This is a genomic window from Bradyrhizobium sp. PMVTL-01 (genome assembly GCF_051861855.1).
Taxonomy (GTDB): Bacteria; Pseudomonadota; Alphaproteobacteria; order Rhizobiales; family Xanthobacteraceae; genus Bradyrhizobium.
The window spans coordinates 3,723,463-3,742,971 of record NZ_CP193982.1 but is presented as its reverse complement, the minus strand read 5'-3'; the positions used below and the strand labels follow the sequence as shown (position 1 = coordinate 3,742,971).

The 19,509-nt window shown below is 61.4% G+C and carries 16 protein-coding genes; 5 read left to right on the top strand and 11 right to left on the bottom strand.

The window, feature by feature from the left end:
• Positions 1–28 precede the first annotated feature (28 nt).
• From rpoB to ACRQ5Q_RS17915, 9 genes are all read right to left on the bottom strand, one after another.
• On the bottom strand, positions 29–4,147 hold the full coding sequence (gene rpoB, locus ACRQ5Q_RS17955) for a DNA-directed RNA polymerase subunit beta (protein WP_183245041.1): 4,119 nt from the start codon (positions 4,145–4,147) through the stop codon (positions 29–31).
• Positions 4,148–4,625: 478 nt separating this feature from the next.
• Positions 4,626–5,003 (bottom strand): 50S ribosomal protein L7/L12, encoded by a 378-nt coding sequence (gene rplL, locus ACRQ5Q_RS17950; RefSeq protein WP_018647233.1) that lies wholly within the window; start codon positions 5,001–5,003, stop codon positions 4,626–4,628.
• A gap of 54 nt (positions 5,004–5,057) precedes the next feature.
• On the bottom strand, positions 5,058–5,576 hold the full coding sequence (gene rplJ / locus ACRQ5Q_RS17945; RefSeq protein ID WP_439368805.1) for a 50S ribosomal protein L10: 519 nt from the start codon (positions 5,574–5,576) through the stop codon (positions 5,058–5,060).
• 589 nt (positions 5,577–6,165) lie between these two features.
• The gene (locus ACRQ5Q_RS17940) at positions 6,166–7,119 is read right to left on the bottom strand and encodes a 2-hydroxyacid dehydrogenase (RefSeq protein WP_439399283.1); all 954 of its coding nucleotides are present in this window, start codon (positions 7,117–7,119) and stop codon (positions 6,166–6,168) included.
• Positions 7,120–7,209: 90 nt separating this feature from the next.
• The gene (gene rplA / locus ACRQ5Q_RS17935) at positions 7,210–7,902 is read right to left on the bottom strand and encodes a 50S ribosomal protein L1 (protein ID WP_439368807.1); all 693 of its coding nucleotides are present in this window, start codon (positions 7,900–7,902) and stop codon (positions 7,210–7,212) included.
• Positions 7,903–7,908: 6 nt separating this feature from the next.
• Entirely contained in the window at positions 7,909–8,337 is a 429-nt protein-coding gene (gene rplK / locus ACRQ5Q_RS17930) for a 50S ribosomal protein L11 (RefSeq protein ID WP_011088164.1), read from the bottom strand.
• A gap of 131 nt (positions 8,338–8,468) precedes the next feature.
• Positions 8,469–9,023, bottom strand: coding sequence for a transcription termination/antitermination protein NusG (gene nusG / locus ACRQ5Q_RS17925; protein WP_018647229.1), 555 nt, complete (start codon positions 9,021–9,023; stop codon positions 8,469–8,471).
• Complete coding sequence (secE, locus tag ACRQ5Q_RS17920; protein ID WP_007602984.1) at positions 9,023–9,214, bottom strand: preprotein translocase subunit SecE; 192 nt, start codon at positions 9,212–9,214, stop codon at positions 9,023–9,025. The genes nusG and secE overlap by 1 nt, the downstream gene beginning before the upstream one ends.
• 263 nt (positions 9,215–9,477) lie before the next feature.
• Complete coding sequence (locus ACRQ5Q_RS17915; RefSeq protein ID WP_439399281.1) at positions 9,478–10,077, bottom strand: methyltransferase C-terminal domain-containing protein; 600 nt, start codon at positions 10,075–10,077, stop codon at positions 9,478–9,480.
• 142 nt (positions 10,078–10,219) lie between these two features.
• Here ACRQ5Q_RS17915 and ACRQ5Q_RS17910 point away from each other — a divergent pair, with 142 nt between their 5' ends.
• The 5 genes from ACRQ5Q_RS17910 to ACRQ5Q_RS17890 all read left to right on the top strand — a co-directional run bounded on the left by ACRQ5Q_RS17910 (position 10,220) and on the right by ACRQ5Q_RS17890 (position 16,037).
• Positions 10,220–10,552 (top strand): Gfo/Idh/MocA family oxidoreductase, encoded by a 333-nt coding sequence (locus ACRQ5Q_RS17910; RefSeq protein ID WP_439399279.1) that lies wholly within the window; start codon positions 10,220–10,222, stop codon positions 10,550–10,552.
• 521 nt (positions 10,553–11,073) lie between these two features.
• Complete coding sequence (locus tag ACRQ5Q_RS17905; protein WP_439399277.1) at positions 11,074–12,465, top strand: tyrosine-type recombinase/integrase; 1,392 nt, start codon at positions 11,074–11,076, stop codon at positions 12,463–12,465.
• Positions 12,466–12,677: 212 nt separating this feature from the next.
• A complete protein-coding gene (locus tag ACRQ5Q_RS17900; protein ID WP_439399275.1) occupies positions 12,678–12,989 on the top strand; it encodes a hypothetical protein in 312 nt (103 codons plus the stop codon).
• Positions 12,986–13,165: a hypothetical protein gene (locus ACRQ5Q_RS17895; protein WP_439399274.1), complete on the top strand. Its 180-nt coding sequence runs from the start codon at positions 12,986–12,988 to the stop codon at positions 13,163–13,165. Before ACRQ5Q_RS17900 ends, ACRQ5Q_RS17895 begins: the two co-directional genes overlap by 4 nt.
• Positions 13,166–13,367: 202 nt before the next feature.
• Positions 13,368–16,037: a hypothetical protein gene (locus tag ACRQ5Q_RS17890; protein ID WP_439399272.1), complete on the top strand. Its 2,670-nt coding sequence runs from the start codon at positions 13,368–13,370 to the stop codon at positions 16,035–16,037.
• Between the two features lie 1,255 nt (positions 16,038–17,292).
• Here the strand turns inward: ACRQ5Q_RS17890 and ACRQ5Q_RS17885 are convergent.
• Positions 17,293–18,213: a hypothetical protein gene (locus tag ACRQ5Q_RS17885; protein ID WP_439399270.1), complete on the bottom strand. Its 921-nt coding sequence runs from the start codon at positions 18,211–18,213 to the stop codon at positions 17,293–17,295.
• A 524-nt stretch (positions 18,214–18,737) separates the two neighbouring features.
• Positions 18,738–19,409 carry a hypothetical protein gene (locus tag ACRQ5Q_RS17880; protein WP_439399268.1) on the bottom strand — a complete coding sequence of 224 codons (672 nt, stop codon included), beginning with the start codon at positions 19,407–19,409 and terminating at the stop codon, positions 18,738–18,740.
• Positions 19,410–19,509: the final 100 nt, after the last annotated feature.

Here is a 19,509-nt window from a genome sequence, read left to right as displayed (position 1 = left end):
CCGCGAGGGCCGGGCATGAAAGGTCGAATTACTCGGCCGCCTCCGACGTCGGCGCCGGTCCCATCTTGGAGTTGTGCAGGTCGACGTTGAGGCCGAGCGAGCGCATTTCCTTGACCAGTACGTTGAACGATTCCGGAATACCGGCCTCGAACGTGTCGTCGCCGCGCACGATCGCCTCGTACACCTTGGTGCGGCCGGCGACGTCGTCCGACTTCACCGTCAGCATTTCCTGGAGCGTGTACGCCGCACCGTAAGCCTCGAGCGCCCACACCTCCATTTCGCCGAAGCGCTGGCCGCCGAACTGCGCCTTGCCGCCCAGCGGCTGCTGCGTGACGAGCGAGTACGGACCGATCGAACGCGCATGGATCTTGTCGTCGACGAGATGGTGCAGCTTGAGCATGTAGATGTAGCCCACCGTCACCTTGCGATCGAACGGATCGCCGGTACGGCCGTCATAGACGGTCGACTGCCCCGAAGCGTCGAGACCGGCGAGCTTCAGCATCTCCTCGATGTCGGCTTCCTTGGCGCCGTCGAACACCGGGGTTGCGATCGGCACACCGCGGCTGAGGTTATGACCGAGCTCGAGCAGCTCGTTGTCGTTGAGCGACTTGATGGTCTCGTCCTCTCCGTAGACCTTCTTTAAGGTTTCCTTCAGCGGCTTGATGTCCTGCTTCGACAGGTAGGCATCGACCGTCTGGCCGATACGCTTGCCGAGGCCGGCGCAGGCCCAGCCGAGGTGCGTCTCGAGGATCTGTCCGACGTTCATCCGCGAGGGCACGCCCAGCGGATTGAGCACGATGTCGGCGTGCGTACCGTCCTCGAGGAACGGCATGTCCTCGATCGGCACGATCTTCGACACCACGCCCTTGTTGCCGTGGCGGCCGGCCATCTTGTCGCCGGGCTGGATCTTGCGCTTCACCGCGACGAAGACCTTGACCATCTTCATCACGCCGGGCGGCAATTCGTCGCCGCGCTGGAGCTTCTCGACCTTGTCGAGGAAGCGCTGCTCTAGCCCCTTCTTCGACTCGTCGTACTGCTTCCGCATGGCCTCGATCTCGGCCATCAGCTTGTCGTTCGGCGAGGCGAACAGCCACCACTGCGACTTCGGGTACTCCTCGAGCACCGCGCGGGTGATCTTGGTGTCCTTCTTGAAGCCCTTGGGACCCGCGATGCCCTGCCGCCCTTCGAGCAGCTCGGCAAGACGGTTGTAGACGTTGCGGTCCAGGATCGCCTGCTCGTCGTCGCGGTCCTTGGCCAAACGCTCGATCTCTTCCCGCTCGATCGCCAGCGCACGCTCGTCCTTGTCGACGCCGTGACGGTTGAACACGCGGACTTCCACGATCGTGCCCTGCACGCCCGGAGGAACGCGCAGCGAGGTGTCGCGGACGTCCGAGGCCTTCTCGCCGAAGATGGCGCGCAGCAGCTTTTCTTCCGGCGTCATCGGGCTTTCGCCCTTCGGCGTGATCTTGCCGACCAGGATGTCGCCGGCGCGCACTTCCGCACCGATGTAGACGATACCGGCTTCGTCGAGGTTCTTCAGCGCTTCTTCCGAGACGTTCGGAATGTCGCGGGTGATTTCCTCGGGTCCAAGCTTGGTGTCGCGGGCCATCACCTCGAACTCCTCGATGTGGATCGAGGTGAAGACGTCTTCCTTCACGATCCGCTCGGAGAGCAGGATCGAGTCTTCGAAGTTGTAGCCGTTCCACGGCATGAACGCGACCAGCACGTTGCGGCCGAGCGCGAGTTCGCCGAGATCGGTCGACGGACCGTCGGCGATGATGTCGCCCTTCTTGACGATGTCACCGACCTTCACCAGCGGACGCTGGTTGATGCAGGTCGACTGGTTCGAGCGCTGGTACTTCATCAGCCGGTAGATATCGACGCCCGACTTGGTCGGATCGAGATCTTCCGTGGCGCGGATGACGACGCGGGTCGCGTCGATCTGGTCGATCACGCCCGAACGGCGCGCCGCGATCGCGGCGCCCGAGTCACGGGCAACCACGCCTTCCATGCCGGTGCCGACGAACGGCGCCTCGGCGCGAACCAGCGGCACCGCCTGGCGCTGCATGTTCGAGCCCATCAGCGCGCGGTTGGCGTCGTCGTTCTCGAGGAACGGGATCAGCGCCGCGGCGACGGAGACGAGCTGCTTCGGCGACACGTCCATGTAGTCGACCTTGTCCGGCGTCACCGGCAAGACTTCGCCGGCGTGACGGCAGACCACGAGGTCTTCGGTGAAGCGGCCCTTCGGGTCGAGCGGCACGTTGGCCTGCGCGACCGTGTAGCGGCCCTCCTCCATCGCCGACAGGTACACGACCTCGTCGGTGACGCGACCGTCCTTGACCTTGCGATACGGCGTCTCGACGAAGCCGTACTTGTTCACGCGCGCGAAGGTCGCGAGCGAGTTGATCAGGCCGATGTTCGGACCTTCCGGCGTCTCGATCGGGCAGATCCGGCCGTAATGCGTCGGATGCACGTCGCGCACCTCGAAGCCGGCGCGCTCGCGGGTCAGACCGCCCGGTCCAAGTGCCGACAGGCGGCGCTTGTGGGTGATCTCCGACAGCGGGTTGGTCTGGTCCATGAACTGCGAGAGCTGCGAGGAGCCGAAGAACTCGCGCACCGCGGCGGCCGCGGGCTTCGCGTTGATCAGGTCCTGCGGCATGACCGTGTCGATATCGACCGACGACATGCGCTCCTTGATCGCGCGCTCCATGCGGAGGAGACCGATGCGGTACTGGTTCTCCATGAGCTCGCCGACCGAACGCACACGGCGGTTGCCGAGATGGTCAATGTCGTCGATCTCGCCCTTGCCGTCGCGAAGGTCCACCAGCGTCTTGATGACGGAGAGGATGTCTTCCTTGCGCAGCGTACGCTGGGTGTCGGGCGCATCGAGGTCGAGGCGCATGTTCATCTTGACGCGGCCGACCGCGGAGAGGTCGTAACGCTCGGCGTCGAAGAACAGCGACTGGAACATGGCCTGCGCCGATTCCAGCGTCGGCGGCTCGCCCGGGCGCATCACGCGGTAGATGTCGAACAGCGCATCCTCGCGTGTCATGTTCTTGTCGGCCGAGAGGGTGTTGCGGATGTAGGGGCCGACATTGACGTGGTCGATGTCGAGCAGCGGCAGCTCCTTGTAGCCCTGCTCGTTGAGCGCCTTCATCAGCTTGTCGGTGATTTCCTCACCGGCTTCGGCGTGGATCTCACCGGTCTTCGGATTGACGAGGTCCTCGGCGACGTAGTTGCCGACCAGCTCCTCGTCAGCCATGCGCAGCGCCTTCAGCCCCTTCTCCTGGAGCTGACGGGCGGCACGGACGGTGAGCTTCTTGCCGGCCTCGAGCACGACCTTGCCGGTGTCGGCGTCGATCAGGTCGTTGACGGTCGAGTAGCCGCGGAAGCGGTTGGCGTCGAACGGAACGCGCCAGCCTTCCTTGGTCCGCTTGTAGAGGATCTTCTTGTAGAACGTGGACAGGATCGCTTCGCCGTCGAGGCCGAGGGCGAACATCAGCGACGTCACCGGAATCTTGCGGCGACGATCGATACGCGCATAGACGATGTCCTTGGCGTCGAACTCGATGTCGAGCCAGGAGCCGCGATACGGGATCACGCGGGCGGCGAACAGCAGCTTGCCAGAGGAGTGGGTCTTGCCCTTGTCGTGGTCGAAGAACACGCCGGGTGAACGGTGCATCTGCGAGACGATGACGCGCTCGGTGCCGTTCACGATGAAGGTGCCGTTCATCGTCATGAGCGGGATGTCGCCCATGTAGACGTCCTGCTCCTTGATGTCCTTCACCGACTTCGCGCCGGTTTCCTCGTCGATATCGAACACGATGAGGCGCAGCGTCACCTTGAGGGGGGCCGCGAAGGTCATGCCGCGCTGGCGGCACTCGTCGACGTCATATTTGGGCTGCTCGAACTCGTAGCGGACGAATTCCAGCATCGAGGTGCCCGAGAAGTCCGAGATCGGGAACACCGAGCGGAACACCGCCTGCAGACCCTCGTCAAGACGACCGCCCTGGGGTTCGTCGACCATCAGGAACTGGTCATAGGACGCCTTCTGAACCTCGATGAGGTTCGGCATCTCCGCGACTTCCTTGATGTGTCCGAAGAACTTGCGAACGCGTTTGCGACCGGTGAATGTCTGCTGCGCCATCGTGGCCTCTCATTTCGTCGCCCACTCTGGGCGCGCCGTCCGGAACGCGGCTGCCACCGCTCCCCGGGTTGAATTTTTCGAACCCGTTTTGGGCCGGAAACTCAGGCTCAGGCGGGAATGTCCTGAATCTGTTCTTCAGACCTTCAAAACGCAAAACGACGCGCGGGGCGCTGGTGTGCGCGCCCGCCCGTCACAACGATTGTCTTCACGGACTGCAAAAGCCCGAAATAGCCTGCTCTCCCAACGGCTTACAGGGAAGTCCGGCCTCCCTGCCACCGCGCTTTCGTGCTGTCGACCCGATATGGGGCGACAATAGTGTAGATTCGAGGGACAAACCCTCAAATCCCCACACTTTTTCGTGTTTGACCTGCGTCAGGGCGCCCCGTCGCACGCCTTTTGCATCCGGTCCACCGTCTCAAGTGGACCAGGATCCCGGGCTGAGCCGATGCTTGCCCGAGATCCCGCCAGTAAACAGTGCTTACTTGAGCTCGACCTTGGCGCCAGCCTTCTCGATCTGGGCCTTGATCTTCTCGGCTTCTTCCTTGTTCACGCCTTCCTTCAACGGCTTCGGAGCACCCTCGACGAGGTCCTTTGCTTCCTTCAGGCCGAGACCGGTGATGGCGCGGACTTCCTTGATGACCTCGATCTTCTTCTCGCCAGCGGAGGCGAGAACGACCGTGAACTCGGTCTTCTCTTCGGCCGGAGCGGCGGCAGCGCCACCACCAGCCGGGCCGGCCACGGCGACAGCCGCGGCAGCCGAAACGCCCCACTTCTCTTCGAGGAGCTTCGCGAGTTCGGCAGCCTCGAGCACCGTGAGGCTCGAGAGGTCGTCAACGATCTTCTGCAAGTCAGCCATTGTTCAGTTTCCTTACGTGTAAGTCTGGTTCGGGTTTGAGTTTTGCGAAGGGCGTCAGGCCGCTTCGCCCTTTGAGGCATGAGCCTGGATGACGCGCGCGAGCTTGCCCGCGGGCGCGTTGGCGAGCTGGGCCAGCTTGGTCGCCGGGGCCACGATGAGGCCGACGATCTTGCCGCGCAGTTCGTCAAGCGACGGCAGCGAGGCAAGCGCCTTCACGCCGTCGACATTCAGGACGGTCTTACCCATCGATCCGCCGACGATGACGAACTTTTCGTTCGCCTTGGCGAAGTCGATGGCGACCTTCGGCGCCGCTACCGGATCATTGGAAGTCGCGATCACGGTCGGCCCCTTCAGCATGGGGCCGATGGCAACGACGTCAGTGCCTTCAAGAGCAATTTTGGCGAGACGGTTCTTCGAGACCTTCACCGATGCGCCAGCCTGCCGCATCTGCTTGCGCAGAGTCTGCATCTGGGCGACGGTGAGGCCGGAATATTGAGCAACGATCGCGACGCCCGTGGCCTTGAAGACCTCATGGAGCTGTTCGACCGCTTCTTTTTTTGCCGCTCGTTCCACAGCAAGCTCTCTCCGGTTGGCGGTCATCGCGAGAAGCGGGACCGCCGGGTTGCACCCATCGTCCCGCCCAAACCTGAACCTCGGGGTCAAAAACCCTTCGGACACGCCGGGCAAGACGACAATTCAAAGCCTGCCCTCCGAGAACCCGCCTTAAAGGGCTCGCGGCGTGTCGAGGTCCGAACCAGACCCGTTTCGCGAAGCCAGCCCTTAGAGCTGGGAGCGAAGTGAAATCCGGTCTTCACCCGTCTATGCAGGCTATGCGATTAAGCCTTTGAGAAATCGAAACTTCCCGCAGGCGCCTGCAGTCTTGGACAGGACAAGGTCAGTCGGCGAACCGCCCGACCTCTGCCCGCACCCCAGCCAACCGACGGGTTTTCCTTCCTTTTCGGGCAAATCCTTGCGGACGTCCTGAAAAGGAATGATCTCCTGTCGCGTCGGGTTTTCGGAATGCGTGCACGGACGCGCCAGCCGAGGCCGGCACGTCCGGAGGCGGTTCTTTAACCGCTCCGGGCCGGCTTGCCAAGAGCAAAATTCACACCAGTTCCAATCCGTTGCCGGCGGGGCTTGAGATGGCCCAACAAGGACCGATTCAGGCCGATTTCACCGCATAAGGCAGCGGCTTGCCCGCGAAGAACGCCGTCAGGTTCGCCACCACGCAGTTCTGCATGGCGACGTGCGAGTCCAGGGTGTGGCCACCGATATGGGGGGCGAACACGACGTTGGGGAGCGCGGTCAGCGCGTCGGGCGCGTGCGGCTCCTTCTCGAAGACGTCGAGGCCGGCGCCAGCGATGGTCTTGTCGGCGAGCGCCGCGACCAGGGCCTTCTCGTCGATGACAGAGCCGCGGGAGATGTTGACCACGTAACCGTCGGCGCCGAGGCGCTTGAGGATGTCGGCATTGACGACATGTTGGGTCTCGGCCCCCGCCCGCACTGCGATCATCAGTAGGCTGCACCAATCAGCCAGCGCTTCCAGCGACGGGAAATATTGATAAGGTAGATCGTACCGGGTGCGGCTGAAATAGCCGACCTCGCTCTCGAAGGCGACGCAGCGTGCCGCGATCTTGCGGCCGATCTCGCCCATGCCAAAGACGCCGATGCGGCGGCCGGGCATGCCGGCTTGCGGGCGCATCATCGGCGACTGCTTCGCCGCAGCCCAATCACCGCTGCGGACATACTGGTCGGCCACCAAAATCCGCCGCGTTGTCGCAAGCATCAGGGTCATCGCGATATCGGCGACGGAGGCTGCATTGGCCCCGGGGCTGTGGCCGACCGCGATGTTGCGCGCGGCCGCCGCCTTCAGGTCCACGCCGTCATAGCCGGTACCGTAGCAGACGATGGCGCCGAGCTTTGGAAACAGGTCCATCGCTTCCGCGCCCAGCGGCGAGCCGCCCGCGGTCAGCATCGCACGGATGCCGCTGAGCTCGTCCGCCGAAAACACCTCGCGCGCCGGCTTGCCGCCGGTGTCGAGCAGTTCGAACCGCTCCGCGAAACGCGCCATCATCTTCTTGGGAAAGCGCGAGTAGATCAGGACCTTGTCAGCCATCGTTCTTGTTTCCTGTCAGCGCCCGCACAAACGACGAGGGGCGGAATCGGTCGCCCGATTCCGCCCCTCGCCTCATGCGATTGCCGGTCCTTAGCCGAGAATGGTGCCCGGCTCGACCTTCACGCCGGGGCCCATCGTCGAGGACACCGCAACGCGCTGGATGTATGTTCCCTTGGAGCCAGCCGGCTTCGCCTTGGAGACAGCGTCCGCGAGAGCCTTGATGTTCTCGACAAGCTTCTCTTCGGAGAACGAGGCCTTACCGACCCCGGCCTGCAGGATGCCGGCCTTCTCGACGCGGAACTCGACCGAGCCGCCCTTGGCACCCTTCACCGCGCCGGTGACGTCCATGGTCACGGTGCCGATCTTCGGGTTCGGCATCAGGCCACGCGGGCCGAGCACCTTACCGAGGCGGCCGACCAGCGGCATCATGTCGGGCGTGGCGATGCAGCGGTCGAAATCGATCGAGCCGTTCTGCACCTTCTCGACCAGGTCCTCGGCGCCGACGACGTCGGCACCGGCGGCCCTGGCCTCGTCGGCCTTGGCGCCGCGGGCGAACACGCCGACGCGGAGCGTACGGCCGGTGCCGTTCGGCAGGGTCACGACGCCGCGAACCATCTGGTCGGCATGACGCGGATCGACGCCGAGATTGATGGCGACCTCGATGGTCTCGTCGAATTTCGCTTTCGCGCGCTCCTTGACCATCTTGATGGCGTCCGCGAGCGGGTAAAGCTTTTCGCGGTCAATGCCTTCGCGGGCTTTGCTCAAACGCTTTCCGATTGTCATGGCCGCTTACCCCGCAACTTCCAGACCCATCGAACGGGCGGAGCCCTCGACCATCTTCATGGCCGATTCGATGGTGTCGCAATTCAAGTCCTTCATCTTCTTCTCGGCGATCTCGCGCACCTGCGCCTTGGTCACCTTGCCGGCCTTGTCACGGCCTGGCGCCTTCGAGCCGGACTGGATCTTGGCAGCCTGCTTGAGGAAGTAGGACATCGGCGGCGTCTTCATCTCGAAGGTGAAGGAACGGTCCGCATAGATGGTGATGATCACCGGGATCGGGGTGTTCTTCTCTTCCTTCTGGGTCTGGGCGTTGAACGCCTTGCAGAACTCCATGATGTTGAGACCGCGCTGACCGAGCGCGGGACCGATCGGGGGCGAAGGATTCGCCGCACCGGCCGGGACCTGAAGCTTCAGGTATCCGGTCACTTTCTTTGCCATGTATCACTCCTGTTGTGCCGGCGGGGCCGGCGGTTTCAGGTTCGTGGTCTGGGTCGGATGCGGCTGGCAACCGCCCTCTCCCTCCCACGGCCTCTTGCTGCGTAAGACCCAAGGCCTCACGCGTTACCCGGTCAGACCTTCTCGACCTGACCGAATTCCAGTTCGACGGGCGTTGCGCGGCCGAAGATCGACACCGCGACCTTCACGCGCGAGCGTGCCTCGTCGATTTCCTCGACCACACCCGAGAACGAGGCGAACGGGCCGTCGGCCACACGCACGTTCTCGCCGATCTCGAACGACACCGACGCCTTCGGCCGTTCCACACCCTCCTGCACCTGGTGCAGGATGCGCATGGCCTCGGCCTCCGAGATCGGCATCGGCTTGTTTTCCGCGCCGAGGAAGCCCGTCACCTTCGGCGTGTTCTTGATCAGATGAAACGCCTCGTCGGTCAGCTTCATCTTCACCAACACGTAGCCAGGGAAGAACTTGCGCTCGGCGTCGATCTTGCGGCCGCGGCGCACTTCCGTGACCTTCTCGGTCGGAACCAGCACCAGCTCGAACAGCTCCTCGAGCCCGCGCTGCTTGGCCTGCTCTCGGATCGATTCGGCGACCTTCTTCTCGAAGTTCGAATAGGCGTGGACGATGTACCAGCGCTTGTCGGACACTTGAGCGGTTGCTGTAGCCATCAGTGGATGCCCAGAAGGAAGGTGATGAGGACACGGATGATCTGGTCGGCGGCGAAGAAGAAGATCGAGGCCACCGCGACCATGACGAACACCATGATGGTGGTGATCGTGGTCTCGCGGCGGGTCGGCCAGGTGACCTTGGCGGTCTCCGAGCGCACTTCTTGCAAGAACTTGAACGGGCTGACTGCCATCGTTTGAGGTCCAGCGTCCGTCGACAGACGCACATGAAATTCAGGGATCCGAACAGCCGCCGTTGGCCCAGCCCTCTGTCTCGAAGGATGAGCCGGGAACCGGGCTCGATTGTTCGGGGATTTAAAGCCGCGCCGGAGATCCGCGTCTAACGGGCCGGCTGCGAGTGCGGGGTATCTACTGCGGATGGGACCAAAGGTCAAGATATAGAGGGCTTGTGCGGGCTAGCCGCCCTCCCCCGGAGGCCATGCAGAGGCCATGTGGATCAAGAACTTATCCACCGTCTGCAAGGCGTCATCCCGGGGGAGCCCTTCAGCCCTGCCGGCCTGGTCAGTCGGCCCGCTCCACCATGGTAATGCCCGGCAGCGGCACCACGAACCTGCCGCCCTCGGCGAAACAGCGGGCATGCTTGGCCCGGATCGAGTCGACATAAGCGCCAGGCGAAGACGACGACGAAGGCTGGCTTGCGCTCGTAGAGGGCGGCGGGCGGCAGGATGGGGATATCATAGCCCGGGCCGGCCATCACATTCGCCTTTTTGGGATCGTCGTCCACCAGGAAGTCGATCTTGTTCTCCAGGCCGAACTGCGGCAGCAGCGTCGTGGTGGCCACGGAGACGCCATAGCCGGCAACCAGTTGACCGCGCGCATGGGCCGCGTCGGCCATCGCGACCAATTCGTCATGGATGGCAGCGATCTTCTTCACATAGGGCGCATAATAGGCCGGCTGGTCGACCCCGAGCCGCTCTTCCTCGGCAACGAACCGCGCCACTTCCGCCGACGGCTTCTTGGCGCCACCGGCGCGCTGCACGGTCACGCGAATCGAACCGCCCTTGGTCCCGATGTGCTGGACGTCGATCAGCTCCATGCCGAGCCGGTTTCGCTGCCAATCCCGCCTGCCGCGTCGTTGCGATCGCTGATCTCCGGCCCGATCTTGCGGCCGCCGGCGCGCAGAAATTCGGCATCTCGCCGATCTACGGCACGCAGCGGAGCTGCTCGCGGATGGCGAGGTGTCCGCCATCGTCGTCGTGACGAAGCGCCGCGCCACCGGCCCGATCGTGCTGGACGCGCTGAACACTGGCCGCCATGTGCAGTCGGAGAAGCCGATGGCCTACACGATCGTTCAGGCCGCATCGCTGGTCGAAGCCGCGCGGCGACAGCGCCTCATCTACAGCATCGGCTACGTGAAGCGCCACGACGCCCGCGTGGCGCGCGCGCTGGACCTTGTGAACGGGTCAGAGGGCGCCTGGCGCGAGGACAATTTCGAGCGCGGTACCCTCACCATCGAATTGCGCTCCTTTCGCCGAGGGAGAGGCACAGGTCGTTGTCGATCACGAGGGTGAAAGCACGCGACTGACAAGAGCGAACAGCCGGCATTCCGGCGCCAGGCCGATGCCTTTGTCTCTGACGTCATTGAAGGCAAGAAGCCGCTGGCCTCCGGCGAGAACTCGCTGACCGACATCGCGCTCGTAGAGACGGTCTGGAAGCGATGGGCTGGCGGCTAGGCATGATCGGGAACAGTGCGAAGCGGTTTTCGATCCGCGGTCGCGACAGGTCGGTTTCAGGGATACAGGTCCGGCTCAGCGATGGAAACGCGGCATACAGCGTCCTCGTCCCGCCAGCACCCCATTTAAGTCATTGATTTTGCTGGCAGGAGTGGCAGGGCTCGAACCTGCGACCCCCGGTTTTGGAGACCGGAAAAGCGTTACGCAAAGTGACGCCAAGTCACGAAGAACAAGCGGAATTTTATGATGATAATGCAACAACTTACGCCTAAATTGACGTGATGTTAATAACGCTTCCAGACTTGGCTTAACGGCCCCGAAATGTTACCCCTGTGTTACCCCGCAGGGAGGCCCCTCACATGCCATTACTCACCTCGACCAGCGTTGCCGGCTACAAGCCGCACACCGCACGGCGCGAGATTCCCGACAGCCGCGCGCCCGGTCTCCATCTCGTCATCCAGCCGAGCGGCTCGAAGTCGTGGGCGGTGCGGCTGCGCCGGCCGAACGGCAAAACCGCCAAGCTGACCCTTGGCCGGGTGAACCTCACCGACGACGAATCCAGCGACCCGCCGGCACAGGGCGGCACGCTGACGCTGCGACAGGCCCGGCTGCTGGCCACTCAGATCGACAATGAGCGCGCCAATGGCAAGGACGTGGTCGCGGCGCACAAGGAGAAGCGCATCGCCGCCGTCGAGGCCGCCGCCAACACGTTTGCAGTCGTCGCTCGTGAGTTCTTTGTCGAGCACAAAGCCCGCAAGTGGGGCACCCGCCCTCGCCGCTGGCGTGACGACGCCGCGACGTTGGGACTGCGCTGGAAGCCCGGCAGCGATCCCGCGACGGTCGAACCCGACATCATCAAGGGCTCGCTGGCCGCTCAGTGGGGCGCGATCACCGAGATCGATAAATTCAAGATCGAGGCCGCGATTGACGACGCCCGTAAGCACGGCAGCGCCGGGCGGGCGCGCAAGATGTATTCGGCGCTGAGCGTTCTGTTCAGGTGGTTGCCGCTGAAATACAGAGTCACGACCAATCCGATGATCGGCGTCAAGCGGCCGGTCCCGGCCGCCTCGCGTGAGCGCGTCTTGACTCGCGACGAGATCAAACTGATCTGGCAAGCCTGCGATCAAATCGGCGGCGTGTTCGGCCCGCTGTTCAAGACTTTGCTGTTGACCGGCTGCCGCCTGCGCGAAGTCAGCGGCATGACGCGCGACGAGCTTGGCGAGAACGGCCTTTGGCAAGTCCCTGCTTCGCGCACCAAGAATCATCTGCCGCTTGTGGTGCCGCTGCCGCAACAGGCGCTCGATATCATCAACAGCGTGCCGACTATCGAAGGCTCTAAACTTGTGTTCACCACCAACGGCACAACGCCCGTCTCTGGTTTCTCAAAAGCCAAGCGGACTCTCGACGCCGCGATGGTCAAGGTGACGCGACAATCGAATGGAGACGCTAAGGTCACGATCAAGCCATTATGGCGCGTCCACGATATGCGCCGAACCCTTTCGACTGTTTTGAATGAGTCGCCGGAAGATGGCGGACTCGGAATCGCGCCGCATGTGGTCGAGGCCGTTTTGAATCACATCTCTGGAAGCGCAAAGAGCGGCGTTGCCGGTGTTTACAATCGCTCGCTGCTCTTGAGCGAGAAGCGCGTTGCGCTGGCGCGCTGGGCCGCGCATGTCGAGGCGCTGGTGTCGAGCCCGCTAGTGGCCAAGGTGCTGCCCTTGCAACAGCGCGAACGACGGCAAATTGCCTAGCGCAGCCTGTCGGTTACGACAAAATTTGTAAGTAACTTGCACCCGGCGGCGACTCGATGTTAATATCGCTGACATAGGCCCTTTTTGGGTCCGCGCCGCTCGACGCGCCGCATACGCGGGTAAAATGCCAGCCTTGAACGCTCCCCCGAGCGTCGCGATTTCCCCACGAACATTCAATTTCACGGCGCTCCAACCGACAGGAGAACCGTGTCGTGACGATCAAACGCCGCTTTGGCAAAGGGTACAAACTCGGACCGCGCAAGCCGTCGCCGCTCCCCGACGATGCAGCGTGGGCGACCGCCAGCCAAGTCTGCCGCCGATATGGCCGCCGGAGTTTGATGTGGCTGTGGCGCAAGTTGAACGATCCGCAATTCCCCAAGCCGCGATATGAAGGCCGGCTGCGACTCTACGAAGTCGCCGCGCTGAATCAATACGACCGCGACGTGCTCAAAAGAAAGACTGCTCCGCCGACACGCAACACCACAGCACAACAGCGCAGGAAGACAATGGAGGAAGCGTCATGACCAACAACACCATGATCGGCCTGTTCGGAAATCGTTTTGACGGACGGGTCGTTGCTGTCGGGGTCAGCGACAAAGGTGTGACCAATTTCAATTCCGCATCGTCCGCAAAATGGCGGGTGATCGGTATGTCGTCCAATTCTTCTCCTAGACGCGCTGACGACGCGATGATGCACTGACTTTTCAAAAGCCAAAAAATTCAAAACGGGAAAACTCAAAACTGAGGATGCTTCCAATGACAATTCGATCAGAGAGATTCGCGCATGACTCGTTCAACAAAAAGCCCCAAACGATGTGGGTGCATCGTTCAGGGCCAAACCGATTTAGCTGCTGCGACAGCAAACTTAATCCGCCACCGCGCGACGATCAAGGGAGGGCGTCATGCATGATGCCTCCCGCAAACCCCGCACCCACGGCAACCCGCCGCGCCCGCTGCACCCGTCGCTCGCACGCCTTCAAGCCCAGCGCAATTGGGTGGTGTGGCGATGGGAGTCAAACAACAAAGGCGAATGGACCAAGGTGCCGTATGTCGCGACGGCACCTGACAGGAAGGCGAAGAACAACGACCCCACGACATGGCGCGGTTACGAGCAAGCCTGTGATGCAGTCGATAGCGGCAAGGCCGACGGCATCGGCTTCAACTTGCTGGGGACTCACATCGCGGCCTTTGATATCGACAAGTGCCGCGATGCCGAGACAGGAGAGCTTCATCCATTCGCGACTTCACTGGTCAGGCGCGCCGCCTCTTATACCGAAATCACGCCGAGCGGCACCGGCCTGCGCATCATCGGCACCGCCAGCGACCGCTACCTCCATCGCAAACTAAAAGGCCCTACCATCTCGGTGGAGTTTTATCGGAATTGCGAACGCTACATCACCATCAGCAACGCGCCGTTGAACGGCGAAGCCACTGAGCTTGCGGATATCGACCGACTGCTCGATACCGTGCTCGATGAATTCGATCAGGAAAAACGTCCGGGGACGCGAACACCACAATGGGACGACTCCGTTATTGATGAGGCCAAGTTAGTTGACCTGACTCTGATAGAGCCGTTGCTGGATGACAAGTTGCTGGCGTTGGTACGGAATGGCGTGCAAAAAGAAGAAGATCGATCCAAACACTTCCACCACGCCATAGGCTGGCTCAAGCAAAACAGATGGTCGGTGGCTGAAATCTTCGCGCTGCTTAAAAAATATCCGAATGGAATCGCGAAGAAATACGTCGGCAGGACAGATGATCGACTCTCCAAGGAAACACAGCGTTCCTTTACCAAGACTCGCGAAGCTCCCAAGTTGGAGCTTGAGGCCGAACCCGAACCCGAGCCGGAGTCCACGCCCGAGCCGCCGCCACCGCCTCACGTCGCGCACTACATCGTGATGAAAGGCGGCAAGTTGGTGCCGATTGCCATCGCGGCAGAGGACGCGCTGATCAAGTCCAATGCTCGCATTTTCCAGCGCAAAGGCCATCTGGTCAGGCCAGTCAGATACAACGAGATCAAGTCCGACAGGCAAATTGACGCCGAGCCAAAAGATCTCACCGCCATTCACCGCGACCGCAACGCGGTCGTGCTGCAAGTGATCGACAAGCCCCATTTGCTGCTCGGACCAATGTCAATGGCGACCAAATGGTATCGCATCGTCAAAGAAAAAGAGAAATACAAGCTGGTCGAGACCGACCCCCTGCCGAAGTACGCGACCGAAATTCTGGCGCGGGTCGGTCAATGGAAATTCCCGGTCCTGCGCGGGGTGATCGCGGCGCCGACCCTGGACTGTCACGGCGATATTATCGAGAAGCCCGGTTATCATGAGGCGAGCGGGCTATTACTGGACTTCAAGCCCGGTGATTTCCCTCCGGTGCCGACGCGCCCGACCAAGGACGATGCGCTAAAGGAGTTGGCCAAGCTCAATCAACCCTTACGTGGTTTCCCGTTCGACGGCGAGGACGACAAGACTAAAATATCGCCGTCGCGCTCGGTGCTGCTATCGACGATCTTGTGTGCGGCGATCCGGCCAAGTCTGCGCATTGTGCCACTGCACGGTATCGACTCGCCATCCGCCGGGACTGGCAAGACCATGGCGGCCAAGCTGGCTGCGATCACCGCTGCGGGGATGCCACCTGTGGCGATCAACCAAGGACATACTCCCGAGGAGGACGAGAAGCGCCTGTCGGTGGTGCTGAACGAAGGCGACCCGGTGATTTTGCTCGACAACTGCGAACGACCGATCACTGGCGCTTTCCTTTGCTCCATGTTGACCGAGGAACAGGTGCAGGCGCGCATCCTAGGACTATCAGAGCGCCGTCTGTTGCCGAACAATGCGCTGGTGATCGCCACCGGCAACAATCTCGTGTTCGCGGGCGACGTGGTACGGCGAGCGGTGGTCTGTCGTCTCAACGCCAATACCGAGCACCCCGAGGACAGATTGTTCGACTTCAGTGCGACGGATGAAGTCAAACAACAGCGTCACGAGTTGCTGATCGCGGCGTTGACAATCTTGCGAGCTTACAAGCTTGCGAAGCCCGATCCCAAGCTGAGGCCGATGGGAGATTTCCGCGACTACGAGTGGATACGCGGCGCGCTGGTGTGGCTGGGCCAATCCGACCCCGCCGAGAGTCAAACGGAATTATTCGCGCACGATCCCATGAAGGACAGCTTGGCCAGCGTTCTAAAATATTGGGACGATGCGTTCGGACAACGCAAGGTCACGGTGTCCGAGCTTGGCATAGAGCCGGACTACACCGCTGTTCATTCAAAAGAGATGACCAAGAAAGAACGCGATGAGGCGTCAGCAAAAGCCTTCGTGCTCGCACGCGCCAAGGCAGAATTGCGAACAGCGTTGATCGAGGAGGCTTCACCGAAAGGAATATGGGCCAGCAAATCGGTTGGCAAATGGTTGCGCCGAAACCGAGACCGGTACGTAGGAGGACTCGTGTTAAAGCGGCTCGGCACCGATGACGACCGAACTGCCACATGGGTGGTGCTGGGCGGCAAGGGTCCGGCCGAGCCCACCACAGAGGATATTGCCAACGCGGTTTGGGAACGGCGCTTCTAAAATGCCAGCCAACCTTACCTTTTTGCGGTTTCTGCGGTTTATGCGGTTTTTTTACATCCCACACGGACGCCCTCGTAAGCATGTTTTTCGCAATAACTGGCAATTCAATAGGCGTGGAAAAAAACCGCAGAAACCGAAGAAACCGCAAAGGTCTCCTGTGGCCGCCCTACAGCAACGCGCGCGCGAGGGTGAGCCATGACCGTCGTTGATCTCCCCCGCCCGGCGCGGCGCACCCGGCCAACCACCCACGCCCTGACCGCAGCGGACCTGTTGGCTGGGCATCCGACATGCGGCACACCGCGATTGCGCGCCTGCAAGCGCAGCGCGGCCCAACGGGCGGCCGGTGCGACCCGAGCCCGCAAGAGCTACGCGCGGCGGACCCGCCACCGGATCGTGGCCCCGGCGTTTGGGCTCCGTTTGCGCTCGCGAAGGAAGCGGAAGTGCAGCGCTCCACTCTCTTTCCTGCATCTCGGTGAGCCCAGGTGATGATCGTTCGGGATGCGCTGGGGTGTAAATCGCATCATCGGGGGCCGGGGGGGATTCTGAAAGTTCGAAGATAGCAACTTGACGGACCGCTCGGGTGCTCTTCGGTCGCTAATCGTCCAAAATTTTGGTAAACTGGAACCATGCGACACCGCGGTCGAGTATCAGCTTCAGAGATTTCGACGGTCGTCGTCGGGGCGGGTGAACGCACGCCCGCTCCGCCGCCGTTTGAATTGACCGACGCGCAGGCCACGGTCTGGCGTGATGTCGTCGGTTCATTGCCCGCTGATTGGCTTACTCGCGCGGCACATCCAATCCTGGTGGCGTATTGTCGTCATGTCTGCCGCGCACGGTTGCTCGAGATGCAGATCGCACGATTCGAGATCGAATGGACTGACATTGATGGCGGCCTGGAGCGGCTGGATCGGCTTCTAGCAATCGCGGAGCGAGAGACGAGGGCAATTACCGCGTGCGCGCGTGCCCTGCGACTGACACCACAGGCACAAATGCATCCTCGCACCGCGGGCCGCGCGATCAGTAATGTACCTGTTGGCCGGCGGCCGTGGGACACGGAATAACTCACGCTATCTGGCGTCGCGCCCGGGGCGGCGGCCGGTGTGGCAGATCCTCTACTGGGAGGTATGTGCTCTTCGCCTTGGGCGTCTCAGCTCGGCTCTTGGCCTGGCTACTCCACGCTGACTCCATCGCGAATGTGCAGGCTAGAAGCGCACCTACTATGAGCTACAGTGAATGGTATCGCGCCCGCCGCAAGCTAGCTCACCTTCTTTCTTTGCATTCGCAGGCTGTAGTTAATGCGCGGTAGTGTCACCGTTTGAGAGACGCTCGCGCGATTTTGGTCACCGACGATTGTTCCTGCGGGAAAGCTATTCCTGTTCTTCATGGTGTCCGGCAATCCTGCAAACGCTGCGACCTTTCGCCATTTGCGGCGGAACTCAGCTGGAGACCAAGGCAGGCCCGTTGTGTCGCAGATCACGAGAGGACTTGGGCAACCAATGGCGTCGCGCCAGTCTGGGCTGGTTAGTTTCAGCTCCTCCAAAACCATCGGAGCCGTCCTCAAATCGACCTTGATAGGACGCCGGCTCGAACCCACCGCATAGTGCAATATCATATTCTTGTCGATGTTTGACCAACGAAGGCCACGAAGCCACTTCATACTGCCGAGCACGACATCACTTTCCCCATGCTCGTCCACCGGCACCCACTCACCAATCACATCCTTCTGCCCAAGTAGTAACTCAAATTGCAGCGCTTGAGCCAGTGCAATTGAATACCAACCAAAGTGCTCCCTTGCGGCGAGGCGTATGGCGTTTGCATGGTCGACCGTCATCGTCACTGCACGCGGAGTGACGGTCTCTAGCCGCAACTTGCGCAGAGCCTCAAACAGTCGACTGCAATCCCCGTCTTCGAGAAGAGTGGCTCCGAAACGAAACAACTCGCGAAGCCTGTCAACTAACGATCGCGCCTTGGCGATCTTCCCATCCGCGAGCCAGGCGCGATACCAACTGCTCAAAGTACGAAAGCGAATACTCTTAAGCGGCTGATTGCCGAACTCTTGGCTCAAGCGACCGAACAGTCGGTCATGTTTCACGCGCACTTGATATCGCAAATTCAAAAAATTTGAATCAGGATCGGTGCGATAGCATTCAATCAATTGTTTAAGCGTGCGACCCATCTCGGATGTTTGCGCGCGTTATTAGAATCCAGAATAGAGCATGATAACCAGCCCTACGATCCCCATGGCTCCTAGGATGCCTACGACGCCCTCCACACGAATTCTGGTCCCAAGAAATCTAATTTCGAGTCGCTGAGATTGGATCACCGGGTAAGCTCCTCTCGCCGAATTCGGCTCGACCATCGAGCCGGCGCGTTACTGACTTGTACGGCTAACTCGATGGAGGACAAGATTGTCGGGTGCTCAGGAATAACTTGAAATTATATCAAAGGGTTAGAGGTCATCAGCGCTCATGCCAAAAGAGCGCTGATGCGGGGTCGAATTATTTCGAGCGTGCCAACCAATTGAAAATGTGGAGCAAATCTTGCGCTATTCCGAATACCCGGCGAAGTCCTGATGTTTCCACGGAGGGCGCGACAAAAGTGATCGAAATATCAGCCCCATAGAACACATCAGCGCTCTTTTGCCTGGAGCGCTGATGTGCCGCAAAAGCGAATAAGGTCACAAGCGGCGTCAACAGCCGCTTACTGATCGATATCGCCCTCCAGCGCGTCAGCCAGCATGTCGAGCCATTGCGCGGCTTCGCGAACCTGATCGGACGATGGCGTTGGGTGCTCACCTGATCGGGTTCGCCAGTACGCCGCAACAGCGGCGGTTATCGTGCTCGCTGCAACGTCGATCATGGCTTCAATCGCCGCGACGGCCCTTGGCTGGGGGCAGATCGGACTGATGTTGACTGGGTCTTGCGCCTTGGGAAGAGAGGGCGGCCTGATGCTGTTGACCGGATCTTCCTTTGTCGTGTCGTAGTAAGGCGCGACGATGTTGCGCGTCTCCTCCGTCACCTTCATTGGAAGCCAACGGCTTGCCGGTTTCGCAGCCTGCGAAACCGACTGCGCGCACAGACGCCATGACCATGCGTCTTCGTTCTCGTGAAAATACGCACGTGCCGCTTTGACGTTATCACCGATCTTGAGCAGCGCCGCGCGATCATCCTTCGAGATAGAGCGGAGCCCGGCCTTGTTGATCCAAGTGCAGAATGCCTGATCGCTCCGCAGCTTGTCGCGAGCCTTGCGCAGCACTGCCGCAAGCTCGAACGTGCTTGCTATGAAGTCTGTTCGGCTCTCCTTGGAGCGCTCATAGGCTTGTTTGGCCGCGCGGGCCAATGCATTCATTTCTTTGTCTTTGGGTGTCGGCATGGCTTGGCATCTCCACATGCGACCCGAGGCGCGCGCGCGAAGGCGCACGCTCGATTAATCGCGATGAACATTTTTGGAAGTGCAGGCCGGGCAGCCCACC